At 70.9% G+C, this 25,753-nt stretch carries 26 protein-coding genes; 15 read left to right on the top strand and 11 right to left on the bottom strand.

Features of this window, described 5'->3' with window-relative positions:
- The first annotated feature begins 106 nt into the window (after positions 1-106).
- The 5 genes from ACZ5KW_RS08265 to ACZ5KW_RS08245 all read left to right on the top strand — a co-directional run bounded on the left by ACZ5KW_RS08265 (position 107) and on the right by ACZ5KW_RS08245 (position 4,669).
- Positions 107-1,339: a threonine synthase gene (locus tag ACZ5KW_RS08265; protein WP_343780350.1), complete on the top strand. Its 1,233-nt coding sequence runs from the start codon at positions 107-109 to the stop codon at positions 1,337-1,339.
- A gap of 59 nt (positions 1,340-1,398) precedes the next feature.
- The gene (locus tag ACZ5KW_RS08260) at positions 1,399-2,322 is read left to right on the top strand and encodes a decarboxylating 6-phosphogluconate dehydrogenase (protein WP_343780349.1); all 924 of its coding nucleotides are present in this window, start codon (positions 1,399-1,401) and stop codon (positions 2,320-2,322) included.
- Between the two features lie 134 nt (positions 2,323-2,456).
- Positions 2,457-3,245 (top strand): helix-turn-helix transcriptional regulator, encoded by a 789-nt coding sequence (locus ACZ5KW_RS08255; protein ID WP_343780348.1) that lies wholly within the window; start codon positions 2,457-2,459, stop codon positions 3,243-3,245.
- A gap of 82 nt (positions 3,246-3,327) precedes the next feature.
- On the top strand, positions 3,328-3,672 hold the full coding sequence (locus ACZ5KW_RS08250) for a DUF5802 family protein (protein ID WP_343780526.1): 345 nt from the start codon (positions 3,328-3,330) through the stop codon (positions 3,670-3,672).
- A 223-nt stretch (positions 3,673-3,895) separates the two neighbouring features.
- Positions 3,896-4,669: a TSUP family transporter gene (locus ACZ5KW_RS08245; RefSeq protein WP_343780347.1), complete on the top strand. Its 774-nt coding sequence runs from the start codon at positions 3,896-3,898 to the stop codon at positions 4,667-4,669.
- Positions 4,670-4,705: 36 nt separating this feature from the next.
- On the opposite strand, the gene ACZ5KW_RS08240 is transcribed toward ACZ5KW_RS08245, so the two are convergent.
- Together ACZ5KW_RS08240 and ACZ5KW_RS08235 are read right to left on the bottom strand one after the other, a co-directional pair.
- Positions 4,706-5,236 (bottom strand): PH domain-containing protein, encoded by a 531-nt coding sequence (locus tag ACZ5KW_RS08240; protein WP_086215401.1) that lies wholly within the window; start codon positions 5,234-5,236, stop codon positions 4,706-4,708.
- The gene (locus tag ACZ5KW_RS08235) at positions 5,233-5,886 is read right to left on the bottom strand and encodes a PH domain-containing protein (protein WP_004595300.1); all 654 of its coding nucleotides are present in this window, start codon (positions 5,884-5,886) and stop codon (positions 5,233-5,235) included. The genes ACZ5KW_RS08240 and ACZ5KW_RS08235 overlap by 4 nt, the downstream gene beginning before the upstream one ends.
- 205 nt (positions 5,887-6,091) lie before the next feature.
- Between ACZ5KW_RS08235 and ACZ5KW_RS08230 the strand changes: the two genes are divergently transcribed.
- The gene (locus ACZ5KW_RS08230) at positions 6,092-6,991 is read left to right on the top strand and encodes a Vms1/Ankzf1 family peptidyl-tRNA hydrolase (protein ID WP_343780345.1); all 900 of its coding nucleotides are present in this window, start codon (positions 6,092-6,094) and stop codon (positions 6,989-6,991) included.
- A 316-nt stretch (positions 6,992-7,307) separates the two neighbouring features.
- The gene (locus tag ACZ5KW_RS08225) at positions 7,308-9,497 is read left to right on the top strand and encodes a PGF-CTERM sorting domain-containing protein (protein WP_371152392.1); all 2,190 of its coding nucleotides are present in this window, start codon (positions 7,308-7,310) and stop codon (positions 9,495-9,497) included.
- A gap of 88 nt (positions 9,498-9,585) precedes the next feature.
- On the opposite strand, the gene ACZ5KW_RS08220 is transcribed toward ACZ5KW_RS08225, so the two are convergent.
- The 5 genes from ACZ5KW_RS08220 to ACZ5KW_RS08200 all read right to left on the bottom strand — a co-directional run bounded on the left by ACZ5KW_RS08220 (position 9,586) and on the right by ACZ5KW_RS08200 (position 11,677).
- A complete protein-coding gene (locus ACZ5KW_RS08220; protein WP_343780344.1) occupies positions 9,586-9,996 on the bottom strand; it encodes a rhodanese-like domain-containing protein in 411 nt (136 codons plus the stop codon).
- Positions 9,996-10,322: a cupin domain-containing protein gene (locus tag ACZ5KW_RS08215; RefSeq protein WP_343780343.1), complete on the bottom strand. Its 327-nt coding sequence runs from the start codon at positions 10,320-10,322 to the stop codon at positions 9,996-9,998. Before ACZ5KW_RS08215 ends, ACZ5KW_RS08220 begins: the two co-directional genes overlap by 1 nt.
- A 44-nt stretch (positions 10,323-10,366) precedes the next feature.
- Positions 10,367-10,900 (bottom strand): cob(I)yrinic acid a,c-diamide adenosyltransferase, encoded by a 534-nt coding sequence (locus ACZ5KW_RS08210; protein WP_343780342.1) that lies wholly within the window; start codon positions 10,898-10,900, stop codon positions 10,367-10,369.
- Entirely contained in the window at positions 10,897-11,136 is a 240-nt protein-coding gene (locus ACZ5KW_RS08205) for a glutaredoxin family protein (protein ID WP_343780341.1), read from the bottom strand. Before ACZ5KW_RS08205 ends, ACZ5KW_RS08210 begins: the two co-directional genes overlap by 4 nt.
- Positions 11,137-11,278: 142 nt before the next feature.
- The gene (locus ACZ5KW_RS08200) at positions 11,279-11,677 is read right to left on the bottom strand and encodes an acyl-CoA thioesterase (protein WP_343780340.1); all 399 of its coding nucleotides are present in this window, start codon (positions 11,675-11,677) and stop codon (positions 11,279-11,281) included.
- A gap of 110 nt (positions 11,678-11,787) precedes the next feature.
- On the opposite strand from ACZ5KW_RS08200, the gene ACZ5KW_RS08195 reads away from it, so the two are divergent.
- Positions 11,788-12,279: an Lrp/AsnC family transcriptional regulator gene (locus ACZ5KW_RS08195; RefSeq protein ID WP_343780338.1), complete on the top strand. Its 492-nt coding sequence runs from the start codon at positions 11,788-11,790 to the stop codon at positions 12,277-12,279.
- Between the two features lie 20 nt (positions 12,280-12,299).
- Here the strand turns inward: ACZ5KW_RS08195 and ACZ5KW_RS08190 are convergent, their stop codons facing one another.
- Positions 12,300-13,316 carry an amidohydrolase family protein gene (locus ACZ5KW_RS08190; protein ID WP_343780336.1) on the bottom strand — a complete coding sequence of 339 codons (1,017 nt, stop codon included), beginning with the start codon at positions 13,314-13,316 and terminating at the stop codon, positions 12,300-12,302.
- Between the two features lie 297 nt (positions 13,317-13,613).
- On the opposite strand from ACZ5KW_RS08190, the gene ACZ5KW_RS08185 reads away from it, so the two are divergent.
- The 5 genes from ACZ5KW_RS08185 (at position 13,614) to ACZ5KW_RS08165 (ending at position 19,842) form a co-directional block, all read left to right on the top strand.
- Positions 13,614-15,095, top strand: a complete 1,482-nt coding sequence (locus ACZ5KW_RS08185; protein ID WP_343780334.1) for a proton-conducting transporter transmembrane domain-containing protein — start codon at positions 13,614-13,616, stop codon at positions 15,093-15,095.
- Complete coding sequence (locus ACZ5KW_RS08180; RefSeq protein ID WP_343780332.1) at positions 15,085-17,529, top strand: DUF2309 domain-containing protein; 2,445 nt, start codon at positions 15,085-15,087, stop codon at positions 17,527-17,529. The genes ACZ5KW_RS08185 and ACZ5KW_RS08180 overlap by 11 nt, the downstream gene beginning before the upstream one ends.
- Before the next feature lie 147 nt (positions 17,530-17,676).
- Positions 17,677-18,288: a peptide-methionine (S)-S-oxide reductase MsrA gene (locus ACZ5KW_RS08175; protein ID WP_343780330.1), complete on the top strand. Its 612-nt coding sequence runs from the start codon at positions 17,677-17,679 to the stop codon at positions 18,286-18,288.
- Between the two features lie 172 nt (positions 18,289-18,460).
- Positions 18,461-19,411, top strand: coding sequence for a carbohydrate kinase family protein (locus ACZ5KW_RS08170; protein WP_343780329.1), 951 nt, complete (start codon positions 18,461-18,463; stop codon positions 19,409-19,411).
- Positions 19,412-19,674: 263 nt separating this feature from the next.
- The gene (locus ACZ5KW_RS08165; RefSeq protein WP_343780328.1) at positions 19,675-19,842 is read left to right on the top strand and encodes a hypothetical protein; all 168 of its coding nucleotides are present in this window, start codon (positions 19,675-19,677) and stop codon (positions 19,840-19,842) included.
- A 75-nt stretch (positions 19,843-19,917) separates the two neighbouring features.
- On the opposite strand, the gene ACZ5KW_RS08160 is transcribed toward ACZ5KW_RS08165, so the two are convergent.
- From ACZ5KW_RS08160 to ACZ5KW_RS08150, 3 genes are all read right to left on the bottom strand, one after another.
- Positions 19,918-20,136, bottom strand: a complete 219-nt coding sequence (locus ACZ5KW_RS08160; RefSeq protein WP_343780327.1) for a YgaP family membrane protein — start codon at positions 20,134-20,136, stop codon at positions 19,918-19,920.
- A 71-nt stretch (positions 20,137-20,207) separates the two neighbouring features.
- Positions 20,208-21,653 carry a sensor histidine kinase gene (locus ACZ5KW_RS08155; RefSeq protein WP_343780326.1) on the bottom strand — a complete coding sequence of 482 codons (1,446 nt, stop codon included), beginning with the start codon at positions 21,651-21,653 and terminating at the stop codon, positions 20,208-20,210.
- Positions 21,654-21,800: 147 nt separating this feature from the next.
- Entirely contained in the window at positions 21,801-23,357 is a 1,557-nt protein-coding gene (locus ACZ5KW_RS08150; RefSeq protein WP_343780324.1) for an MATE family efflux transporter, read from the bottom strand.
- Positions 23,358-23,518: 161 nt separating this feature from the next.
- Between ACZ5KW_RS08150 and ACZ5KW_RS08145 the strand changes: the two genes are divergently transcribed.
- Positions 23,519-23,776, top strand: a complete 258-nt coding sequence (locus ACZ5KW_RS08145; protein ID WP_343780323.1) for a hypothetical protein — start codon at positions 23,519-23,521, stop codon at positions 23,774-23,776.
- Positions 23,777-23,972: 196 nt separating this feature from the next.
- Positions 23,973-25,658 (top strand): histidine kinase N-terminal 7TM domain-containing protein, encoded by a 1,686-nt coding sequence (locus ACZ5KW_RS08140; RefSeq protein WP_343780322.1) that lies wholly within the window; start codon positions 23,973-23,975, stop codon positions 25,656-25,658.
- Positions 25,659-25,753 lie beyond the last annotated feature (95 nt).

Raw genomic sequence — 25,753 nt, 5'->3', positions numbered from 1 at the left:
AGTACCGGCGCCTCGGATCGCGCGGTCCGCTGTCGGGCGACCACCGGGGACCGGTCGCTCCGCCGCGACCACAGGACGGAAGTTTCCGGCGCGAGAGCGGAACCCCATGCAGACGACAGACGCGTTCATCGGGCTGACCTGCGTCGACTGCGAGGAGACGTTCGACGCGGAGACGGCGACACACCGGTGTCCCGACTGCGGCGGCATCCTCGATCCGGCGTACGACTACGACCGGGTCGACCTGACGCCGGAGGCGCTCGACGCCCGGCCCGACGGGTCGATGTGGCGGTACGCCGAGCTGCTCCCCTTCCCCGCCGAGACCGCGGTGTCGCTGGGCGAGGGCGCGACGCCGCTCGTCGAGTGTCCGGCGCTGGCGGACGCGATGGGCGTCGGCCGCGTCCTCCTGAAAGACGAGGGCGCGAACCCCACGGGGACGTTCAAGGACCGCGGGCAGGCGGCCGCGATGACGGCCGCGCGCGAGCACGGCGCCTCGGAGGTGGCGCTGAACAGCGCCGGCAACGCGGGGCAGGCGGCCGCGGCGTACGCGGCGCGCGCGGACTTGGACGCACACGTGTTCCTCCCGTCGCGGGCGGGGTTCACGCAGAAGGCGATGACGGAGGTTCACGGCGCGGACCTGACCGTGACCGACCCGATAGACGGGAACTCACAGATCGGCGACGCGGGGGCGGCGTACGCGGAGGCGATGGAGGAACACCCCGACTGGTACTCGACGAAGACGTTCGTCACCCCCTACCGCCACGAGGGCAAGAAGACGATGGCGCTGGAGCTGTTGGCGCAACTCGACTGGAACCCGCCGGACGCGGTCGTCTACCCGACCGGCGGCGGCGTCGGGCTCGTGGGGATGCACAAGGCCGCCCGAGAGGCCCGGAAGCTGGGGTGGACCGACGAATTGGTCCCGATGTACGCCGCGCAGGCCGCGGGCTGTGCGCCCGTCGTCGACGCCTACGAGTCGGGCGCGGACGAGCACGTGCCGCTGGACGACGACGCGGTCGACACGGCCTGTAACGGGATCGCGATCCCGGACCCCGGCGCGAGCACGCTCATCCTCGACGCGATCCGCGAGTCCGACGGCGGGGCGGTGGCGACGACGGACCGCGAGATCTTCGACGCCGCCATCGAGGTGGCGCGCGCCGAGGGCCTGGAGACGGGCGCGACCTGCGCCGCCGCCGCCTCCGGCGCGTTCGAGTTGGCGGAGCGGGGCGAGTTCGGCCCCGACGACACCGTCGTCCTGTTGAACACCGGCGCGGGCAACAAGGACGTGGACGCGCTGCGGGCGCACCTCGGGGAGCGCGAGGCCGAGTCGGAGGCTGCGGAGTAGCGGCCGGGACCGGCGGTCGAACCGGAACCACTACGGCGGGCGGTCGCCACCCCTCGCGCATGGAACTCGGGGTCATCGGACTCGGGCGGATGGGACAGATCGTCGCGAACCGGTCGCTGGAGGCGGGCCACGACGTGGTCGCGTTCGACCTCTCCGCGGAGGCGACCGCGGAGGCGGCGGAGCGGGGCGCGGAGCCGGCGGACTCCGTGACGGATCTCTGCGACCGGCTGGACGGGTCGGGTGAGGAGGACGGCGACGGCAAGCGGATCTGGCTGATGGTACCGGCGGGCGACGCCGTCGACGCCACCCTCGCGGACCTCGAACCAAACCTCGACGCCGAGGACGTGGTCGTCGACGGCGGGAACTCCCACTTCGAGGCGTCGACCCGCCGCGCCGAGGAGACCGACGCGGCCTACCTCGACTGCGGCACGTCCGGCGGCCCGGCGAGCGCCGAGGCCGGCTTCTCGCTGATGGTCGGCGGTCCGGCGTGGGCCTACGAGGCGATGGTCCCGGTGTTCGACGCGGTGGCGACCGGGCCGGACGGCCACGACCGAATGGGCGAGTCGGGCGCGGGCCACTACGTGAAGATGGTCCACAACGGCGTCGAGTACGCGCTGATGCAGGCGTACGGCGAGGGGTTCGAACTGCTCGCCGACGGGCGGTACGACCTCGACATGGAGTCGGTCGCGCGCACCTGGAACAACGGCGCCGTGATCCGGTCGTGGCTCCTCGAGCTCTGCGAGGAGGCGTTCCGCGAGGAGGGCTCGGACCTCGGCGACGTGGCCGACCACGTGGCCGGCGGGTCCACGGGGACGTGGACCGTCGAGGAGGCGCTCGAACAGGAGGTGCCCGTTCCGATCATCTACCAGGCGCTCGCCGAGCGGTTCGACTCCCGGAACGAGGGGCGCTTCTCGCGGCGGCTCGCCAATCGGCTGCGGTACGGGTTCGGTCGCCACGAGGTCGCGCGGCGCGACGACGCGTAGCCCGGCCGGCGGCCGTGCCGACGCAGAGCCAGCCCGCCGGGGCGCCGACGGCATCGGTGCGGTCGCACCCGTGTGCGGCGAGACCTCTTCGCTTAGCGACACGTATTACTGACGACAGACACACGTATTCACTCGTGCTCGACCTCGCCTTCGCGCGCCGACAGTACCTCGTCCGGCTCTCAGACGGTCCCGCACAGCTCCGGGACCTCGTCGACGAGTTCGAGCACTCGAGGTCGACGGTCAACCGCGCGATCCGGGCCCTCGAGGAGGGCGGACTCGTCGAGCGCAGGACGGACGGCTACGAGACCACGTACGCCGGCCGCGTCCTCTTGGACACCGTCGACGAGGCGTTCGCGGTCGCGGAGACGGTCGAGGCGTCGGACGGCGTCCTCAACGAACTCCCGTCGTCGCCGCGGAACCACCGGTTCTTCGCGGACGCCGAGGTGGTGACGATAGCCGAGACGTCGCCGGCGGCGGTGCTGTCCCGGCTCCGCCGCGTCGCCGAGGCGGCCGACCGGTTCCGCGGGGCCTCGATCGCCGCCAACGACGAGCAGTTCGTCTCGACGCTGTACCACCGCACCGTCGTCGAGGAGTCGCTGGAGCTGTCGTTCGTCCTGACGGAGCCGGTCGCGGATTACCTGGCCGTAGAGAGCCCCGAGCGAGCGCGCTCCGTCGTCGAGGCCGGGGTCGACGTGCGAATCGTTCCCGACCTCCCGTTCGCGTGGTACCTGAGCACCGTCGACGGTCGGACGACGGCGTACCTCGCGATCCACGGCGACAGGGGCAACTTCCTCGGGTACGCCGCCAACGACGACCCGGACGCCGTGGAGTGGCTCGCCGACCTGTTCGAGGCCCAGCGCGACCGCGGGACATCGCTGGCGGCGTACTACCGGTCGAACGACGGCGACGCGCTCGGACTGTAACGGGCGCCCGGGCCGAATCTCAGCGCGCGTGAGCCGCGGGAAACGCTTATGTACTACTATGGCAGAGATTACCACGCATAGAATGTTCGAGCGATTCTCGAGCGGCTACTACCTGGGGGAACTGTACGTGGAACCCCACGGCGGCGAGCGCGCCGTCATCCGGCGGGCGGACCACGAACACGTCAACGAACAGCTGTACGCGGACGGCGAGGGCGTCGAGCGACTCGACGCCCCGCTCGTCATGAAAGTCGGCGGCGGCCACATCCCGGTCGCCGGCGACGACGACGTCCCGAGCGGGACGCTCGCGATTCCGCAGGAACTCGCCGACGAGACGCTCCCGGACCGAAAGAACGTCCTCCTGGCGGACGCGGACCGCGCCGAGACGCTGCTGCGTTGGGAGGGGTGGGAGCCGTTCGTGAACGCGTAGGACGCCGCCGCGTGTCTGAGGGAGTCGCGAACGGCGAAGGCCGCGGCGGTAGCGCCCGGAGACCGATAGGGGCGGGCCCGCGCGTCGAGTCGAACTGCGCGTGAGACCGACTGGCATAGCGACCGCGTATGCGGGAAATGGTTCGATGTCGGGCCGCGGACGCCGCCGGAGCCGCCCGATCGGGCACTCGTGTTATTATGCCGGTCCGGCTCGTGTCGAACGTATGGCGCTCGCGCTCTCGGCCGAGCTAGTGGCGACCGTCGCGGTCGCGGGCGCCGTCAACGGGGTCGCGGGGTTCGGCTTCGCGGTCGTGGGGACGACGGTGCTCGCGTCGACGCTCGACCCGGCGGCCGCCGTCGCGTTCATGATCGTCCCGATGTTCGCGGTGAACGTCGCCCTCGTCGGAGAGCTCACGCGCGAGGAACTGCGGACCTGCGGGGCCCGGTTCGCACCGCTGCTCGTGGCCGCGCTCGTCGGCACCCTCGCGGGGATGGCGCTGCTCGATCGCCTCCCGGCGGCTCCCCTGCGCGTCCTGCTCGGCGTCGTCTCGCTCGGGTTCGTGGCGACCGCGCAGCGCGCGGTCTCGCTCCCGTCGCTGCCGACTTCGGCCGACCGCGAGCGCGCCGAAGGCCCGCTCGTCATGGGGGTCGTGGGCGTCGTCTCCGGCGTCCTGTTCGGCGCGACGAACGTCGGCGTCCAGCTGGTCGCGTTCGTCCGGAGCTTCGACCTCTCGCACGGGGTGTTCGTCGGCGTCGTGGCGCTGGTGTTCGTCGGGATCAACGGCCTTCGCGTCGGGGCCGCGGGCGCGCTCGGACTCTACCCGGACGCCGCGTTCGCGCTCGCGTCGGCCGCCGCCGCGGTCCCCGCGGTCGCCGGCGTCGCCGTCGGGACTCGCCTCCGAGACCGCGTGAGCGAGCGGCTCCGGCGCGGCCTCGTCCTCGGCCTCCTCACGGTCATCGGGCTCCGGCTGATACTCGGCGGCGCGGGCGTCGCCTGACCGGTGTCGCCGTCGCTCCGCCGGAGTCGCCGCCGGTCAGTCGACTGCGGCCTCGATGTCGCGGACGACGGACAGCACCGCCCGCCACTGCTCGACCGTCCCGGGCGGCTCGCGGTCGACGGTCCCGGTCCGGTCGGTGATCGACCGTCGGACCGCCTGCGGGTCGTCGATCCGGCGGAGCTCGAGGTCCGGCCCGCCGGCGACTTCGATCGTGACCGTGCCGTACCCGAACGCGGAACCGGTCACCGATTGACTGTACGCCGTGTTCTGTACCTGTGCCAGCCCGACGCGGCGGACCTTTCGGCCGAGCACGCCGCGTTTCGACCAGATCGCTCGAGTCGTGACCACGTAGTCGGTCCGTGTGACGCGGAGCAGTTCCCAGCCGGCGATGCCGACGCCCAGCGGGCTCGCCGCGGCGATGCGCGGGTCGACCGCGGCCGCCGCGAGGAGCGCGACGGCGACGGTCGCGACGCCGACGACGCCCCCGCCGAGCGCCGCCGACAGCCGCGGGCGACCCGTCCACACGACGGTCTCGTCGTCGTGCCGAAACCACCAGTCGCCGGTCATCGGTCCTCGCGCGCCGTCTCCGACGCGGTCCGCTCGGCGCCGACGTCCTCGCCGGTCGCGGTCGGCGTCTCGGCGTCGCCGCCGGCACCGTCGTCGGTGACCGCGGAGCGGATCGCGCGAAGTTCGACGAGGATCTCGGCGAGCACGTCGTCGGCGTCGCCGTCGCCGTCGGCGCTGTCCCGCTTTCCGGCGTCGATCTCCCTGGCGATCAGCTCCTGGACCGACGCCGGGTCCGGAATGCTCCGGAACCGTAGCTCGACGCCGGAGCCGCCGGCGGTGCTGACCTCGACCGACCCGTACCCGAGCGACGAACCGATGGCCGACTGCGAGTAGGAGATGTTCTGTACCTTCTCGAACCCGATCTGTTTCACGTCCCGGGAGAGGATGCCCCGCTTGCTGTAGAGCCCCTTGTTCGTGACGACGTAGTTCGTGTTCTTGTACTGGAGGTAGCTCGCGGCGACGATCGGGATCCCGACGAGGACGAGCGACAGGGGAACGCCGACGAGAAGCGCCGGGACGACGCTGTACCTGTGCGGCGTGCTCGCCCAGCGGATCTCCTCGTCGTCCTCGAGCGACAGCCAGTCGAGGTCGAGGTCGGCGGTGACGCCGTTGCCGGTCTTCGGTTCCTCTTGGAGGGACGGAGACGACATATCCCCCGAAGCGTCGGGAGACGCTAAAACGGTGGCGGAGGCGCACCGATCGGATCACGCGCGAAGCGGACGACGTGAACGCGGCGACGAACGGTCGCGCGGGAGACGGCGGCGGACGGTGGCGCGACGCGCGGACGGCCCGGAGAGCGGCGTCCGTCTCCGCCGCAGACGCACCTTTTACGTCGCGGCGGGTCGCGAATTCGGTATGATCGACAGGCTGCTCGGGCGCGCCGAACTGAAGGAGCGCATCGAGGAGTTGGAGGAGGAGAAGCGTCACCTCGAACGCCGCGCCGAGGCCGAGGAGGAGCGGCGGTCCGACGCGGTCGCCGACCGCCAGCGCGCCGAGGAGCGCGTCAACGAGCTCGAACACCGGATCGAGTCGTTAGAGGAGCGGCTCGACCGGGCCGAGGGAACCGAGGCGTCCGTCGAGTTCCGACGCGTGAGCGACCTCCGCGGCCCGCGACTGGCCGACGCGCTCGACCGCTTCCGCGCCGTCGAGAGCGACGACCCCGAGGGACTGCTCACCGCGTTCGTTCCCGACGCCGACTCGGTTCCGGAGACCGTCGCCGACTGGTTCGGCGACCGCACGGCGCTCGTCCGGCGCGCGGCGCCGGCGGTCGTCGTGGCCGACGACACCGGTGCGGCCAGCGCGGCGCTGTCGCCGCCGATAGCGCCCGACCCCTTCGACGAGTGGAGCGACCGGTTCCGGCTGGACGACGCGTGGTTCCGGCCGACCGGGCGGTTCGCGTTCGCGCTGGTTCGGGCGGACACGTTCGCGCTCGGCACCTACGAGGGCGGCGAGCGGGTCGCGTACGAGGGGTTCAGCTCCGACGTGAAAGAGGCCCACTCGAAGGGCGGCTTCTCGCAGGGCCGCTTCGAGCGCCGCCGAGAGGGACAGATCGACGACCATCTCGACGGGGCGAACGAGGCGCTCGCGGGAGTCGAGAACGTCGACCGGACGATAGTCGTCGGCGAGCGCAGCGTGTTGGGGCGGGTTCGCGACCACGCCGACGTCACCGACGTGTCGGACGCCACCGGGAAGCCGAAGGCGGCCCTCGAGGACGCGTTCCGCGACTTCTGGACCGTCAGGGTACACGCGATCTGACGCCGCGTCGGCCAGCCCCGTCGGGACTCGCTCGACCGGGAGACTCACTCGACGCACGACTCACTCGACGCACGACTCGGCCGACGCACGACTCGCCCGAATCCACCCAGAGCCGTCGCTTCGCCGGCGGTAAGCCGCGCATACCTTTGATATCGGATAGCACACTGACGCACGGAGGGAAAGTCACTCGCTCCCTCCTCCCCCCTCTTTTTCGCGGCTCTTCGACGCCTCCGTCGCCCCGGCTCCGCGCCGGTTCCCGGCGGCCCGGACGGAACGCGAGGAACAGCCATATATCGGCGACGGACGTGGTGCGTCCATGACACGGTCGGGTTCGGGCCCATCGGTCCGATCTGTCGTCGCCGCCTCGCTCGTCGCAGTCCTGCTGGTCACCGCGCTGCCGGCCGGCGGCGCCACGGTCGGGGACCTCGACGCGTCGGACGAGGACACCTACCACGGATCGATCGGTCTCGAACCGACCGACGGAGCCGGAAGCGCCGCGGTCGCGGACGGGGACCGAGGAGGCGACGCGAGACAGACCGACGACTCTGACACGATCCGCCTGCGGAACGAACTGTCCGAGACCGACGAGGCCGGAACGGTTGGCGTCACGACTCGGGCGGCGATCCCGGACCGCGTCACGGAGCTCCGCGTGACCCTGTTGAGCGCGAACGACGGCGCGGTCGAGGCCGACGGGTTCGAGCGCGCGGACGACGCGGGCCCCGACGAGTCGGCGTGGGTGTGGGACGGCGAGACGCCGACGCCCTCGCTCACGTACGCGACGGACGTCAACGTCACCGTCGAGGAGTCGGGGCCGCTGGCTACCCGCGGGACCTACCGGTTCGCCGACGCCGGCGAGTGGGCGTTGGTCCGGACGCCGCGGACGAGTGCGAGCTGGTCGTACACCGGACAGTACGACGGGCAGGTCGGCCTGACGCGCGAGAACGTCGTCGACGGCGAAGGAGTCGCCTCGCAGGCGATGGCGTTCCTCGGCCCCTACGAGGAGCGCGTCCGGGAGGCCGACGGCCGGCGCTACCGGCTGATCGTCCCCGAGGCGGCCGACACCGAGGCGACGCCGGAGGAGGTGTTCGGCGCCTTCGACTATGCGTCGGCCGCGCTGCGAGTTGGCGCGCGCGACGAGACGGTGTTCGCCGTCGCCGCTCCCACCGACGGGGTCGAGTGGGGCGTCCGCGGCATTCAGATCGGCGACGCCGACCTGTGGGTCCGGGACGTCGAGCCCGCGGGCACGGCCGACGACGTCTGGACTCACGAGTACGTCCACACGCGGCAGGCGTTCGGTACCGACGCGAGCGGCCGGTGGATCACCGAGGCGAGCGCGACGTACTACGCCGCGCTGTTCGCGCTCGACCGCGGCGCCGCAAACTTCGCGGAGTTCGAGCGGACGTTGGCGCGCGGCGAACGCGATCCCGACGCCTCGGCGGTGCTCGCCGACCCCGGGACGTGGGAGGGGAACCCGGACTACACGAAGGGGGCGCTCGTCGCCGGGGCGATCGACCGGCGGCTCCGGGTCGCGACCGACGGGGGCGCCTCGCTCGCGACGGTCCTCCGCGACCTGAACGCCGCCGGGGAGCCGATCACCAACGAACACGTGCTCGACGCCGTCGAGGCCGCCGCGGCCGAGGGGGCCGACGACGAGACCGCGGCCGCGATCCGGGCGGAGGCCGAGCGCCTGACGACCACCCGGGACGCTCCCGAGACCTGGGGCCGCGACGCTCACGCGGAAGCGTTCGGCGAGACGCCGGCGCAGGTCGGGTACGTGCTCGCCGACGACGGCGTCAGGGCGACGGGCGAGTACCGCGACCGCCCGGTCGACGTGGATCCGGTCGAACTGGTCGCGGGCGAGCGGCTCGCGGTCGCCGTCGACGTCACCAATACCGGCGGCGTCGCCGGCGAGTACGACCTTTCGCTGACCGTCGACGGCGAGGCCGTCGCGACGCGAGTCGGGACCGTCGACGCCGGCGCGGCGACGACGGAGGAGTTCGAGTACGCGTTCTCCGAGCCGGGAACGTACGCGGTCCGAGTCGGCGGCGAGCGCCTGCGGGTCGTCGTCTCGGAGCCCGCGCCGCCGTCGGTCCGTGACGTTTCGATCGACGCCGACCGCGTGACCGCCGGCGAGTCGGTGCGCGTGACCGCGACCGTCGGCAACGACGCCGAACTCCCGGCGGGCGGCGACGTCGAGTTCCGCGTCGACGGCGAGACGGTCGACACGGCGCCCGTCCGACTCGACGCCGGCGCCGAGGCGTCGGTCGAGCGGAGCCTGACGCTCGGTGAGTCGGGGGATTCCGGCGGAATCGGTGCCGGAGACCGAGAGGTGAGCGTGAGCGTCGTCGGCCCCGAAGGCGAGGCGTCGACGACGGTCACGATCGAGGGGGCGGGCCCGATCGGCGGCGCGACCGACGACGCCGTGCCCGGGTTCGGGATCGTCGCGGCCGTAGTCGCGCTGCTGGCGGCTACGGGGCTGTTCGGACGGCGCGGGCGGAGCGATTAGAACGGCGCGGGCGGAGCGATTAGAACGGTGCGGACGGAGCGATTAGAACGGTGCGGGCGGAGCGATTAGAACGGTGCGGACGGAGCGATCAGAACGGCGCCTCGGGCCCCTCGTCGGTCTCGGCTACTCCGCCGGCCTCGTCCTGCGGCTCCGCGTCCGTCGTCTCCAGCTCGCCGACCTCGCGCTCCCAGGCCTCGATCCCGCCGCGGAGGCTGTCGACGCGGGCGTCGGCGGTCCCCTCGTAGCTGCCGATCAGCTGGGCCGCCTGCTGGCTGGCGACGCCGTGCGGACAGACGGTGACGATCCGGTCGGCGCCGTCGAGTTCGGCGATCCGGCTCGTCAGTTCGGGGAACGGGATACACTCGCTGTCGGGGAGGTGGCCCCGGTCGAAGGCGCGCTGGTCGCGGATGTCGACGATGCGGGGCGGCTCGTCGGCGGACCCGTCGCCGCGCTCCGACAGCAGCGACGACAGCTCCTCGGGATCGATTTCGCCGTCCATCAGGGGAGGGGAGCGAGGCTGGCCGTGAGCACGGCTCGCTCGTCGGTGTCGTTTCGCGCGCCGTGGACCGCGCCGCGCTCGTTCGGAACCACCGCGGGGGCCGCGAGCGTTTCCTCCTCGCCGTCGCGAGACACGGTCGCTTCCCCCTCCAGAACGTGGAAGACGTTGGTGGCGTCGGCGTGTTCGTGCGGGTCCACGGCCGCGTCCGGCCCCAGCACGAACGCCTTCACGAGCACGTCGTCGGTGACGAGGAGTTCCGCGGTCTCGACCTCCCCGCGGGCCGGGTCGAGGTCGGCGACCGCCGTCGCGTAGCTGTCGAGCGTCATACCCGTATCTCGCGCGGGACGGTGAAAAGTCGCGCGCTCGGGCGTCAGTACGACGGCGACTCCTCCGGCTCGCCGTCGCGGGCGTTCGCGACGCGACCGGCCGTGAACAGGAGGTCCGAGAGCCGGTTGAGGTACGTGACGACGGCCTCGTTTATCTGCTCCGAGCGCGCGAGGTCGACGACGCGACGCTCCGCGCGTCGAACCACGGCGCGCGCGTGGTGGAGCGCCGCCCCCGCCTCGCCGCCGCCGGGCAGGATGAACGACGTGAGCGGCTCCAACTCCTCGTCGAAGGCGTCGATCCGGTCTTCCAGCTCGTCGACGTGGCCGGCGTCGACCTGCGGGTCGTCCGGGTCGGGATCGGGGTTCGCGAGGTCGGCTTGGACGACGTGAAGGTGGTTCTGGACCGTCTCCAACAGGTCGTCGAGGTCGTCGTGGCCGGTCGGGCGGACCGTTCCGAGCAGCGCGTTCGCCTCGTCGACGGTGCCGTACGCCTCGATCCGGTGGCTCGACTTCGACACCCGGCTCATGTCGCGGAGGTCGGTCTCGCCCTCGTCGCCGCGACCGGTGTAGATGCTCATGCGAGGGTCCTCTCGACGTACTCGACGATGTTCGCGCTCTCCGCCATCGTCACGCCGCGATCCTCGTCGACGAGCACCGGCACGCCGCGCTGGCCGCTGACCCGCTTGACCTCGTTCCGCTCGGAGTGGAGCGCGCCGACCCACTCCATCTCGTAGGCGACGCCCGCGTCGTTTAGCGCCTCGTGGACCGTCTCGCAGAAGGGACACCCGTCGAGGGCGTACAGTCGAACGCTCATACAGATCGATCCGTCCGCGGCGTCAAGAAGGTGTGCGTCCGTCGCGGTCGGGGGCGAGCCGCTCGGTCGGGGGGCGAGTCGCTCGGTCGGGCCGCGAGTCACGCTCGCGTCCGTTCAGCGGTCTGCGCAGCCGCGTGGCTCCTCAGAGCTCGTGGTACGACTCCATCGCGGTCCGGTGTGCCTCCGGGATCGGCATCGGCTCGCCGGTGTCGGGGTCCAGCGAGACGATAGTCGCCTCGGCCTCCGCGGCGACCGCGTCGCCGACGCGGATCTCGTGGGTCATCGTCGCGCTCGACCGGCCGAGATCGGCGAGTTCGACGGTGACGGTCACGTCCCCGTCGGTCAGTTCGATCGGTCGCCGGAAGTCGATCGACAGCGACGCCAGCACGCTCGACGACTTGGAGATGTCCATGTCGAGGACGTCACGGAAGTACCGCGTCCGGGCCTGCTCGACGTACGTCGCGTAGACGGCGTTGTTGACGTGGCCCAACGCGTCGATGTCGCGGAACCGCACGTCGATGTCCACGGTGTAAGGTGCCATGTCCGACCCATTGGCGGGGACCCTATGTAGGCGTCGGGATCGGATCGCCGCCCCGCGCCGACGCCCGACAACGTATAAAAACGGCACGCGCCTATCACGAACGGACAGGTATGGATAACGGAGAAATCGACGACGTCGACAGGGCGATCCTGTACGCGTTACAGGAGGACGCGCGAAACACGTCGTCCGGGGACATCGCGGAGCGGGCGGGCACCTCGGACAGCACCGTCCGCAAGCGCATCCAGCGGCTGGAGTCCGACGGCGTGATCAAAGGGTACAGCGCCAGCGTCGACTACCAGCGGTCCGGCTACCCGCTCCGGATGCTGCTCTACTGTACCGCGTCGATACCCGAACGCGGTGAGATGATCCCCGAGATCCTCGCCGTCGACGGCGTCGTCTCGGTCCAGGAACTGGTCACCGGCGAGGAGAACCTCCTCGTGACCGTCGTGGGCGAGTCGGACAGCGACATCACGCCGGTGGCGCAAGAGCTCCTCGACATGGGGCTCACCGTCTCCGACGAGGTCCTCGTTCGGACCCACGAGACCACGCCGTTCGGTCGGTTCGACGCCGGAGACCGCGACGGCGACGGCGACAGCGATTAGACGAGGAGCGCTGACGGCGACTAGACGAGCACGCGGTCGACGTCTAGCGCCGTCGCCCGCCGGACGACCGCGCGCACCGGGTCGTCGGTGCCCGCGAGGTTGTCCGAGTCGCCGTCGAAGACGACGAGCGCCGCCCGCCGACCGGGCTCGATGACGCCGCAGTCGAGGTCGGCGATCTCGGCCCCGGCGGCGGTGGCCATCCGCAACACCTCCCGCGAGCTCACGTCGAACCGCTTCGCCGCGTAGGCCATCTCGCGGAGCATCGAGGGCGGGTTCAACATGACGTTGTCGCTGCCGAGCGCGACCGTCGTGTGATCGAGCAGCTCCCGCACCGGCGGCGTGCCGACGCCGAGGACCTCGTTCGCGCGGGGACACACCGCGACCGGCACCGACTCCGCCGCGACGCGCTCTAGGTGTTCGTCGGCGGCGTGAACCATGTGAACGAGGAGGTCCGGGTCGAGGTCGAGCGCCGGGTGGATGTCGCTGGCGTCCGGTTCGCCGGCGTGGATCGCGAAGGGGCGACCGCGCTCCTCGCAGGCGGCGCGCTCCGCGGCGAAGTCGTCGTCGTTCGCGCCGGAGGCGCCGTAGCCGTCCGCGACGTCGAGGACGGACGGCTCGTCGCTCCCGAAGATGAACGGGTCGACGCCGACGCCCTCGGCCGCCTCGCGGAGCGCCCGCGCGCCGGCGGTCCCCGACTCCCGGAAGTCGAGCGTCGAGACCGTGCCGGTGCGGCGCATGAACCGGAGCGTGCGCCGCATCGACGAGACGAGTTCCGCGCGGTCCGCGGCCGCCAGCCGCCGGTGTTTCAGGCTGTCGGGCGGGGCCACCGCCTCGTCGAGCGAGAGCCCGACCGCGGCCTCCTTCGCGACCGAGTCCCCGAGGTGGGTGTGCGCGTTGACGAACGCCGGTACCACGATGTCGGTCGACGCCGTGTTCGTCTCCTCGACGGCATCGATCCGACCGCCTTCGACGACGACCCGACCGCGGACCGGCTCGAACGACTCCCCGGCGAGGACGGTCCCCGAGAGTTCTTCCATACCACCACTCCGGACTCGGGAACGATATGATTTCCTGAGTGCCCACACCGAACGGTTTGGGAATTGACCTCCGCTCGCGCCTGAAGACGCGGGACCCGCTCCGCCGCGGAGCTGGACCTCCGAGCGGTTGCCGCCGGAACGCAATAACCATAATGTTCTATAATACACTTCTTTCGAACGATTTGTGAATACAGACAGTTTTAATAGACGTTACGTTCTCAAACACGTCCAGAGACGACCGAAGACGGAAGCGAAGTCGGTTCGCCTCCAGAGACCGGTCGTGTGATGGACTAAACGATGTCAGGACGCACCTCGGAACCGACGGTCGGAACGCCCCGGGCGACGGCTGAATCGCCGTCCGTGCCCGCCGCACTGACGTGGCTCGTCTGGTCGCTGTTCGCCGCGAGCGTCGCCGCGCTCGTCATCCGAGTCCGACTCGGGGGTGCGTGGGAGATCCCCGGCGCGGTCGCCGTCGACGGCCTGACCGTTCTCATGTGGGTGGTCGTCACGTTCTTCAGCGGGGTCGTCCACAGCTACTCTCGCCGGTACATGGCCGGGAGCGCCCACCAGACGCGGTTCTTCGCCACGGTGTTCGCGTTCACCGTCGCCGTGATGTGTCTCGTCGCGGCCGACCACCTCGCGCTGTTCGCGGCGTGCTGGCTGGCGATGGGACTCCTGATGGCGCGGCTCGTCGGCACCGTCGAGGGGTGGGCGCAGGCGCGGGCCGCAGCGAGCGTCGCTCGCAGGTACTTCCTCGCCAGCAGCGCGCTCCTCGCGGTCGCGCTGACGGCGCTGTGGTGGGCGACCGACGCGACGACCGTGTCCGGCGTCGCCGCGGCCGCCGACGACCTCGGCGGGGCCGCACTGGTCGTCGCCGGCGTGGCGCTCGTCCTCGCGGCGATGATCCAGTCCGCCCTCGTCCCGTTCCACGGCTGGCTGCTCTCCTCGATGACCGCGCCGACGCCGGCGTCGGCGCTGATGCACGCCGGGTTCGTCAACGCGGGCGGCATCCTCCTGACGCGGTTCGCTCCGGTGGTGACCGCGGAGACCGCCCTCATGCTCGGGATCGTGGTCGTGGGCGCGGCGAGCGCCCTCCTCGGAAAGCTGCTCAAGACCGTCCGGTCGGACGTGAAAGGGGAACTGGGCTGCTCGACGGTCGGACAGATGGGTTTCATGATCATGCAGGCGGGGCTCGGGTTCTTCGCCGCCGCCGTCACGCACCTCGTCCTCCACGGCTTCTACAAGGCGTACCACTTCCTCAGTTCGGGCGAAGCGATCGAACGCGTCGAACCGGGCGACCGCGAGCGCGAGGGAACGGGCCTCGTCGGCGGGGTCGTCGTCCTCCTGACCGGGCTGGCGGGCGGCGCGGCGTTCGCGGTCCTGACCGGGAAGGGAACGGCCCTCGACAGCGGACTGCTGCTCGCGCTGTTCGTCGTCCTCACGACGCTCCACGCGGCCCGGAGCGCCGTCGGACGGACTGCCCTGTCCGCGACCGGGCGCTACGCGGCGGTCCCGGCCGTCTTCCTCCCGGCGATCACCGTCTACGCGCTCGCGTACGAGGCCGTGTCCGGGCTCCTCGCCGGGCTGCCGGTCGTCTCGGCGCCGACCGAACTGAGCGCGCTCCACGCGCTCGTCGGCGTCGTCTTTCTCGCGGCGTACGTCGCCGTCGAGGCCGGGGCCTACCGGCGGAGCCGGCGGCTCTACGTCGCGCTGTTGAACGCGAGCCAACCCGCTCCAGAGGCCGTGTTGACCGCCACGGAGGAGTACGATGACTACTGAGCGCGCCCTCCGGGAGAGCGTGGAGAACGCGGCAGCGGCCGTCGGGTCGGTCTGGCCCGCCCACTCGTTCGTGACGGCGAACCCGCTCTCCGGGTTCGAGGACCGCCCGTTCACGGAGGCCGTCGCCGAGGCGTCCGACCTCCTCGGCGGCCGCGGGTATCCCCGGACGGAGACCTTCCGGGCCGCCCTCGACGCGGGCCGGATCGACCGCGAGCGTCTCGAATCGGAACTGGCCGAGCGCGGCCACGACGACGACCCGGAGGCCCTGCTGGAGCGCATGGACGCCGCCGAGGTGCCGGAGCGTCCGACCGACGAGACGGAGGGGGTCGACCGCGTGCTGACGAAGTGGCTGTCGGCGTTCCTCGACGAGGGACGGGCGCAGTGGCCGATGCCGAACCGGGAGGACGGGTTCTACGAGGCGTTCCGCTCGGTGGCCGGACACGACGAGCAGATTCCCGACCGGGGGGTCGTCGCCGACCTGCCGGAGTCGGCGCTCGACGCCGTCGAGTCCGTCATGGCGCCGTATGCCGAGGGGCGGTGGGAGTCGGTCTTCGAGGCGCAGTTCGCCGCGCTGCCGGGGTGGACCGGCCTCCTCAAGCGTCGCGCCGCCGACGAGGGCGCGTGGCAGTCCGCGTACCCGATCACGCTCTCGGACTACCTCGCCGTCCGCCTCGCGCTGGCGGACGCCTTCGAGGTCGACCTCGCGGCGTCGGCCGATGCGACCGACCGGAGCGTCGAGCCGGCGGACGAACTCGCCGACGCGTTCCTGACCGCGTGGGAGGCGAGCTACCGGGGCGACCTCGTCGAGCGGGTCGCCGCCGAGAGCGAAGACCGGGAGGGGGGCGCGGTGGGAGGCGAGGGCGTGGCCCCCGACGAGGGCGACGCGGGAGACAGGCCGGACGCGCAACTGGTGTTCTGTATCGACACGCGCTCCGAGGTGATCCGGCGTCACGTCGAGGCGACCGGCGACTACGAGACTCACGGCTACGCCGGCTTCTTCGGCGTGCCGATGGCGTACGAGGGCTACGACTCCGAGGTGACCGTCGACGCCTGTCCCCCGATCCTCGACGCGGAACACCGGATCTCGGAGGTCCCGAACGAGGGAGACACGCGGGCGAAGCGCGACCGCTGGTCCCGGCTCCGGGAGGCCGTCGGCGAGACGGTTGAGACGCTGCGGTCGAACCCCGGGACCGCGTTCAGCTTCGTCGAGAGCGCCGGAGGCGGGTACGGGCTGGCGCTGGCGGCCCGGACGCTCCTTCCCGGCCGCGTCCACGACCTGCTGGACGTCGCCGACGACGCGGTGCCCGACGACCACGAGTTCTGCGATCAGCGCCTCGACCACGAGCCGGCGTCCGACGGCGACCTCCCGGCGGGGCTGACCCGCGAGGAGCGGGTCGAGTACGCCGCCACGGCCTTCGAACTGATGGGCTGGGAGCGGTTCGGGCGGCTCGTCGTGTTCACCGGCCACGCCGGCGAGACGGCGAACAACCCCTACGCGTCGAGCCTGGACTGCGGCGCCTGCGCCGGCAACCCCGGCGGGCCGAGCGCGCGCGTCCTCGCGGCGATCTGTAACGACCGGGAGGTCAAGGCGGCGCTCCGCGAGCGCGGCATCGACGTGCCCGAGGACACGGTCTTCCTCGCGGCCCAACACAACACGACGACGGACGAGGTCGACCTGTACGACAAAGATGTCCCCGAGTCGCACGCGGACGACCTCGATCGGTTGCGCGCCGACCTCGCCGAGGCGCGCGAGGGAGCGGCCACGGAGCGCGCCGCGTCGATGGGCGCCGAGGGCTCCTCGGGCGTGCGCGAGACGGAGCGCCGCGCGGCCGACTGGGCCGAGACGCGCCCCGAGTGGGGACTGGCCGGCAACGCCGGGTTCGTCGTCGGGCCGCGCGGACTGACGAGCGACCTCGACCTCGACGGGCGCGCCTTCCTCCACTCGTACGACTGGGCGACCGACCCCGACGGCGACGCGCTCGAAGCGATCCTCACCGGACCGATGGTCGTCACCCAGTGGATCAACGCCCAGTACTACTTCTCGACGGTCGACAACGCGGCCTACGGGAGCGGGTCCAAGGTGACCCAGAATCCGGTCGGCAACGTCGGCGTCTACCAGGGGAACGGCGGCGACCTCATGAGCGGACTGCCGCTCCAGTCGGTCATGGCCGGGACCGACGAGCCGTACCACCAGCCGCTCCGCCTCTCGACGGTCGTTCACGCGCCGGTCGAGCGTGCGGAGTCGGTCCTGGCCGACCACGGGGCGGTGGCCGAACTGCTCGACAACGACTGGCTCTCGCTGACGGTCGTCGATCCGACGCGGGACCACCGCGCCTTCCGCTACGAGTCGGAGTTAGAGTGGTCGGCCGCGACCGAGTCGGCGCGGGTCGAAGCGCCCGGCGAGGCGAACGCACCGACCGTCGCGGACGACTGACGGAGGTCGGCCAGCGGAGACGGGTCGCCGGGGTCCGTCGCGCCCCCGGACCGCCGACACGCTCTTGCCCGTCGGAGCCCGGACGAGAGACGTATGTGGCGCCGCCTGTCGCGACCGGGACGGCGGCGCTACCGGAGAGTACGACCGATGACACTCACACCACGCGCGATACGCGAGTACGACGAGCGAGCCCCGGAGCCGGAAGAGACCGAGACGGCGACGTTCGGGCTCGGCTGCTTCTGGGGTCCCGACGCGAGCTTCGGCGCGCTCGACGGCGTCGTCCGGACCCGAGCCGGCTACGCCGGGGGCACGAAGACCGACCCGACGTACCAGTCGCTGGGCGACCACACCGAGGTGGTTCAGGTCGCGTTCGACCCCGACGCGATCGGATACGCCGACCTCGTCGAGCGCGTCTTCCGCCAGCACGACCCGCACTCGCAGACCCGGAAGGCCCAGTACCAGAACGTGGTACTCACCGAGACGCGGGCGCAGGGAGCGGCGCTCGCCGAGTTCCTCCGCGAGCGCGGGTTGGAGCCGGACGCGGTCGGCACCCGAATCGAGCAGCTCTCGCGCTTTTACCCGGCGGAGGCGTACCATCAGAAGTACAAGCTCCGGTCGGAGGCGGAGTTCATGGACGCGTTCGACGAGGCGGGATACGACGACGCAGCGTTGCGTGAGTCCCCCGCGGCCGCGAAGCTGAACGGCTACGTGGCCGGGAACGGGAGCGGCATCGCCGACGAGCTGTTGGCCGCCGAGTAGTGCGCGGGAGCGGGAGAGCGGGCAGGTGCGAGAGAGCCGACGGCGAACGCGACGCGCGACGGCCGGACCCCTGCGAGTTTATGGCGTCCACGGAACTACGACCGGACGTGAACGGAGTGCGTCAGTCGACGCGGCAGGCTCGAACTCGACCCGTCGCTCGCGGTGAGCGGCGGTGACCGACGCCGACAGCGGCGTCCTCGTCGTCGGCGACACGACCGTCGACCTGTACCCGGTCGGCGAGGGACCGTTGGCGAGCGGGAGCCGCTTCGAGTGGCACGTCGGCGGGACGGCGACGAACGTCGCGCGGTGGACCGCCGGACTCGGGTGTGACGCCGCGCTCGTGACCGACGTCGGGAGCGACGCCGCCGGGGAAATGGCCGCGAACCACCTCGACGAGAGCCCGGTCGACACGGACCGCGTCGCGCGCGTCGACGCGCCCTCGCCGCTCACGCTCTGCGTGCCGAGCGACGACGGAGACCGGTGGGACGCGTGGGTGCGCGGGAGCTGTTACGGCTTCACGCCGCCGGACGACCCGGCGTCGCTCGTCGGGTCGTTCGACTGGCTCCACCTGGAGGGCGTCACGCTCCCCCCGACGGTGAACCGGTCGGCGGTCCGCCGGCTCGCAGCGGCGGCGAGCGACGGGGGAACGAAGGTCGCCTTCGACCTGAACGGGCGGACGAACCAGTGGGAGAGCGCCGCGGCGTACCGGAGGGCGCTCGGGGAGGTGCTCCCCCACTGCGATCTGGTGTTCGCGGGCACCGACGACCTCGCGGTCGCGGGCGTCGCCCCGACTCCCGACGGGCTCGTCGACCGACTCCCTGCGGACCACTCGGGCGTGGCGTTTCTCACGGACGGCGCGTCGCCGACGGTCGGGCTGCGTCTCCGAGACGGGACGGTCGTCGAGCGCGTCGCAGCGTCGCCGCCGAGTGTCTCGGTCGCGACGACCGCCGGAGCCGGGGACGCCTTCGCCGGCGCCGTCCTCGCGGCGCGGCGGCGCGGCGTCACGGACCTGTGCGAACTCGCCGCGGTCGGTAACGCGGCCGGCGCGGCGGCGGCCGCGACGGTCGCACCGTTCGATCCGGACGCCGCAGCGGTCGTCGCGGAGCGGCTCGACGACCCCTGATCGGTCGCCGATCGGTTCGGGCGACGGCGGGTCCGGACGCCGGGCGCGGCCGGGTTCAGGTGAGGTGGGTCCGGACGCCGGGCGCGGCCGGGTTCAGGTGAGGTGGGTCCGGACGCCGGGCGCGGCCGGGTTCAGGTGAGGTGGGTCCGGACGCCGGGCGCGGCCGGGTTCAGGTGAGGTGGGTCCGGACGCCGGGCGCGGCCGGGTTCGCGCGGGGGCGGATCACCCCATACGTTTTGTCGATATGAGACGAACGGCCGAACATGGCGTTCAAAGACGACCTCGCGAACGGCGTTATCTCGCTCGTGCTCGGCATCGCGATCACGTGGCTGACCGTCTCCGGCGACGACCACGACACGTCGGACCTCCTCGTCGCGGTCGCTATCAGCTCGTTCTTTTCGGGCTACTTCACGAGCTACTTCGCGAAGTGACCGGAAGGCGACCGCGTCGATTCCTGTCGGCGCGTCTCCGCCGTCAGTCGCCCTGACCTCGGTCGCTTCGGCCCGTCAGTCGACCGGGCAGCGGTCGATGCCGAGCGCGCGGTACAGCAGACACCGCCGTGTCGCGCCCTCGACGATCAACACCGCACCGGCGACGCCGAGCCCGACCGCGGAGACGACCGGGACGCTGACGCGGCCGGTCGCGGCGAGCAGTGCCAGCGCCGCGATAGCGACGCCGCCGACGATCCGGGCGAGCGCGTCGAGTCGTCCGACGTTTCGTTTCACGAACGATAGGAGGCGCCACAGCGGCTAAAAGCTTGAGTGGGCCGACGGGCCTCGGCTCCGAGACCGCGTCGCTACGAGACGGACAGCGCCTCGGTGGTCGCGTCCGACCGCTGGTCGACGAACTCGAACCGCGCACCGCCCGCCTCGCCTTCGGTTATCGTCACTTCCCAGCCGTGCGCGTCGGCGACCCGCTTTACGATCGAGAGGCCGAATCCGGTTCCGCCGGCGGCGGTGGTGTAGCCGGGCTCGAAGACCTGCTCGCGGCGTTCCCGGTCGATCCCCGGCCCGTTGTCGGCGACGTAGAATCCGTCGCCGACGCGACCGACCGTCACCGTGACCGGCGAGTCGGCGTGTTCGACCGCGTTCCGCATGAGGTTCTCCAGCAGCTGACGGAGTCGGGACGGGTCGCCGTCGACGACCAGCTCCGCGTCCGGCAGGTCGAGCGAGTCGTCCGCACAGCAGAACGGCTCCCACGCCTCGGCGGCGATGGCGGTCACGTCCGTGGGCTCGGTCTCCGAGACCGTCTGCCCCTCGCGGGCGAGCGTCAGCAGGTCCTCGATCATCTGTTCCATCCGCTCGTGCTCCGTTTCGAGCCGGTCGAACGCGTCCTCGTCCCCCGTCGCCCGAGCGAGGTCAGCCGCCGTCTTCGCGTTCCCGAGCGGCGTCCGGAGGTCGTGTGAGACGATCGACGTGAACTCGTCGAGGCGTTCGTTCTGTCGGAGCAGCTCCTGGCGTCGCCGCTGCTCGGCGGTCGCGTCCCTGAGTATCCCGACCGAGCCGCGGAACTCGTCGTCGAAGGGGAGCGCGGCCATGTGGTCGTAACACGGCACGACGTCGCCGTCGGCGGTGCGGATGTCGACTTTGAACTTCTGTCTGTCCGGGCCGGTCGAGGAGACGATCTGCGAGAGCATGTCGTTCGCCGTCTCGACTCCCTCGTCGGTCTTGATCAGACCCGGCGTGCTGCCGAGTATCTCCTCGCGGTCGTAGCCGGTCAGCTCGACGAACGCCTCGTTGACGTACTCGAACGCGGCGTCCTCGTTGACGACGTAAACCGGGTAGCCGAGCGCCCGCAAGACCGTCGAGTAGCGCTCGGACTCGATTCGACTGCGGTGTTCCGCCGCCGCGTGCTGGACCCGGTTCGCGAGCCGACGGATCTGGTCCGGCCCGCCCTTCTGGAGGTAGCCCGTGACGCCGGCGTTGATCGCCTCCGCGGCGATCTCCTCGCTCCCCTTCCCGGTGTAGAGGACGAACGGGAGGTCGGGGTACCGGTCACGCACCGCTTCGAGCAGTTCGAGCCCGTCGCGCCCCGGCATCTCGAGGTCGCTGACGACGCAGTGGAACGTCTCCGCGTCGAGCCGTTCGAGCGCCTCGTCGGGGTCCGTCGTCGTCGCGACGGTGACCGCGTCCAACTCCTCGTCGAGGAAGGACTGCGTGAGGTCGAGAACCGCCGGATCGTCGTCGACGTGGAGCACCTCGATCGGCGCAGACGAGGCTCGCTGTGGGTTTTCGATCGACATTCAGTATATCAGTTCTAACGGGCTCTACCGACTAAAAACACGGGATCAACGCGATTGGAATCGGCCGAACCGACGGGGTGCGCGAGCAGCGATCAGCATCGGATTCGGCCGGTGTCGTGCGCCCGGGTCGCGCGCGCGGCCGCGACCTCAGTCGTCACCGGTCGTCGTCGATTCGTCGGCCGCGGGGGTCGGTTCGTCGCCGGCGGTAGTCGAGTCGTCGCCGACGGCGGCCGTGCCGCCGGCGTCCTCCCCGTTCCCGGACTCGTCGGTCGCGTCGGCGTCGGCTCCGTCGGTCAGGGCGCTGCCGCGCCAACCGCCGCTCTCGAACCAGCCGGCGGCGACGACCGCCGCGACGACCCCGGAGACGGCGAAGGCGAACCAGATGCCCGTCGGGCTGGGGGAACCGAAGAACCACGCGTCGGTCGGGACGAGCCCCTGCGAGGCGACGTACGCGATCGGGAGCCGGATGAAGCCGAACAGCACGACCGCGATGGCGGCGGCGGTCAGCGTCTTCCCGGCCCCGCGGAACCCGCCGCTGTACGCGCGGAGCACGCCGACGAAGCCGAACGTCGGAGCGATCCACCGGAGGAACGACGCCCCCTCGGCGACGACGGCCGGCGAGTCGTCGAACACGGCGATGATGTCCGGCGCGAACGCGAAGGTGACGACGCCGAGCAGCGACAGGAGGACGAACGACGTCTTCGCGGCGAACCGGTTGGTCGCGACGACGCGGTCCTCGCGGCCGGCGCCGATGTTCTGTCCGGTCATCGCCTCGACGCCGCGGTCGATGGCGATGGCGGGCATGAAGATCATCGAGAAGACGCGGACGCCGACGCCGAAGCCCGCGACGACCGGGGTCGAGAACAGCGTCACGATGACCAACACGGCGTTGATCGATACCGCCCGGCCGGTGTTCTCGATCGACGCCGGGACGCCGATCCGCAGCAGTTTCCGGCTGTACCCGAGGTCGGGCACCATCTGTCTGGGGTGGATCTGGATCCCGTGGGCGCCGCGGAGCATGATCCAGAGTCCGACGACCATCGCCGATCCCCGGGAGAAGACGGTCGCGATCGCCGCCCCCTCGACGCCGAGTTCGGGCAGCGGTCCGACGCCGAAGATCAGCAGGGGATCGAGGGCGACGTTGAGGACGACCGTGCCGAACATCACCAGCATCGGCGTGACGGTGTCGCCGGCGCCGCGCATCAGCGCGATGAAGACGGTGAAACCGAAGAGGAACGGCAGTCCGAGGCTGATGACCTCCATGTACTCGGTCGCCAACCCCAGCACCGCCGGTTCCGCCTCGAAGACGTTCAGCAGGTCGGCGACGAACTGGAAGCCGAGGGCGCCGAGGCCGACGCCGGCCAACAGCGTGAACGCGACCGTCTGCGAGGCCGCGTACTCCGCGCGCTCGGACTGCTCCGCCCCGGTGTGTTGTGCGACCAGGACGCTTCCGGCGACCGTGAGGCCGAGTCCCAGCGAGATGAACAGGTAGACGAGCGGGAAACCGAGGCTGATCGCCGCCAGCGCTTCGGTGCTGTACCGGCCGAGCCAGAACGTGTCCGCGAGGTTGTAGCCGACTTGGAGGAGATTGGTGATGACGATCGGCAGCGACAGGAAAAACAGCGACCACGGGATCGAGCCGTCGGTCAGGTCGAGTTCCGACTGGGACTTGAACAGGCTCCCGACGCGCTCGCGGAGGCTCACCGGTGACCTCCGGCGCGGAGGGCCGCCCGACGCTCGACGGCTCGACAGCGAGACGTGTGGAGAATCAACGACGATCCGTACGGTACTGAGGTAATTAAATCGTGTCCCCGGCGAGAACGACTCCCGTCGGCCGTCGAGCCGAGAGAAAAACGAAAAAGGTAATGAACGACGACGACCCCGTTTCGGACCGACGGAAGCGAGATGACATCATGGCGAAATTAGGACTACTGACGAGCGTTGGAGGGCTCCTCGTCAGCGCCGTCGGTACCCTGCTGCTGTTCCTCCACGCGACCAGCGAGTACCACTCGGCGATCCAAGACATGGGGACGATAGCGGTCGCGTACCTCGGCCTCGTTCTCCTCGGCGTCTCGATGTCGGTCACCGGGGTCGCGCTCCTGTCGAGCGGAAAGGGAGACTGAGGGGGCGGACACGGGTCGAGCAGCGGGGGAGGGAGCTCCGGTACCCCGTCGCTCTCGGTGCGGGGGCGACGGCGGCACGCCGGAGAACGGTGTCCCCGTGCGGGAGTGCGGGTTCGATCACGGAAGGGCGTGGACGCGATCGGACGGCCGTGACCACAAGTTTATCACAGGCTCCATTTAACCGACTGGTACTTCGATGAACGCGAGCGCCATCGGAATCGGGGTCGTCCTCGGTTCGTTCGGTGCCGCCGTCGGCGCGTCGTACCTACTCTGGTATCTACACCTCCAAGAGGGGAGGTCGGGGTCGGACTGGTTCATGGGGAACATGGCGGCCGTCGCGGTGTTCTGTGGCTCGTACGGCGCCTCGTTGCTCGTCAGCAACGAGTCGGTCCGGGTCGCGCTCGGCGTGGTCTCGTTCACGGCCCTCTGTTTCATGGGGCCGTTTTTCCTCGTGTTCGGACTCGATTACACCGGGCGCCGGGACCTCGTCAACGCGCCGCTCCTCGCACTCGTCGGTGCCGTCCCGCTCGTGGCGGGCGTCGCGGCGGTGACGAACCCGGTCCATCACCTGATCTGGACCGACTTTCAGTTCGCGCCGGCGTTCGGTCTCGCGACCGTTTCCTACGCGGTCCAGCCGGTAGGGATCGTCGCGCTCCTGTTCTCCATCGGAACCGGCGGCGTGGGGTCGCTCCTGTTGGTCGGCGCGATATCGAGCTACGGGCCGCTGTATCGGCGCGAAGCCACGGCGGTCGTCCTGAGCACCGTGCCCCCCACCGTCGGCGTGTCGCTGTGGCTGTTCGAGGTGGGGCCGGTCCCGCAGTTACATCTCACGGCGCCCCTGATGCTCGTTCACGTGTCACTCGACGCGTACGCGTTCGTCGGGACGCACATGTTCGAGAGCAACCCGGCCACCCAACGGATGGCGGAACGGACCGGGCTCAACTCGCTGTCCGAGCCGGTGTTCGTCCTCGACACCGAACGCCGGATCGTCCGGGTGAACGACAGCGCTGCGGCGCTGTTCTTCGATGAACCGTCGGCAGCGCTCCCGAGACCGCTCGAAGCCGTCTTCGGTTTCGACTTAGCGGCGCTCCGTGAAGCGGGTGAGGTGTCGGCCGACGAGGCGGGCGGCAAGACGTTCGCGGTGTCCGACACGGTGTTGACCGACCCGGGCGGCGAGACAGTCGGGACCATGCTGGTCTTATACGACGTGACAGAGGAGCGGCAGCGCGAACAGCAGCTCTCGGTGCTCAACAGGGTTCTCAGACACAACCTCCGGAACGAGATGACGCTGATCGGCGGCCACGCGAGGCTGCTCACCTCGGACCTGCGGGATTCGGAACGGTCACAACAGGCGGGAACGATCGCGGCCGCGAGCGACCGGCTGCTCTCGATCGCGGAGAAGGTACGCGAGTTCGAGAAGATCCAAGAGCGGGGCGTCCGGCCTGAGGCCTGCTCGCCCTCCGCGGTCTTGGACTCGATCGACGAAACGTGGGGGGACGCGGACGAGGACCCGTCAGTCGAGCGCACCGTACGGCCTTCGGACCTTCGGATCCGGACCGACTCGCTGCTGCTTTCGACCGCGTTGTCGAACCTGATCGAGAACGCCGTCGTCCACTCGGCGGAGTCGGACCCGACGGTTCGGGTGAGCGTCAGGGAGTCGCCGGAGACGGACGGGCGGTTCGTCTTCGAGGTCCGCGACGACAACGAGCGGATACCGGAACACGAACTCGACACGATTCGAGCGGGCGGCGAGACGCCGCTCCAGCACGGACAGGGAATCGGGCTGTGGCTCGTCTACTGGAGCGTCCAGAAGCTACGGGGGGAGTTGACGTTCAGGTACGAGGACGGCAACGTGGCCGTCGTCACGATTCCGAATCTGTAACCGGAGGTGGGAACCGAGGTCGGGGACGGATTCCGTATAGCTCTCGGGGGTGTAGGTCACGAAGGCGGGGGTCTATCTGTCGGGATCGCTCCGAA

The organism is Halorubrum ejinorense (genome assembly GCF_055389685.1).
The sequence above is the reverse complement of the archived record's forward strand: the minus strand, read 5'-3'. Positions and strand labels throughout refer to the sequence as shown.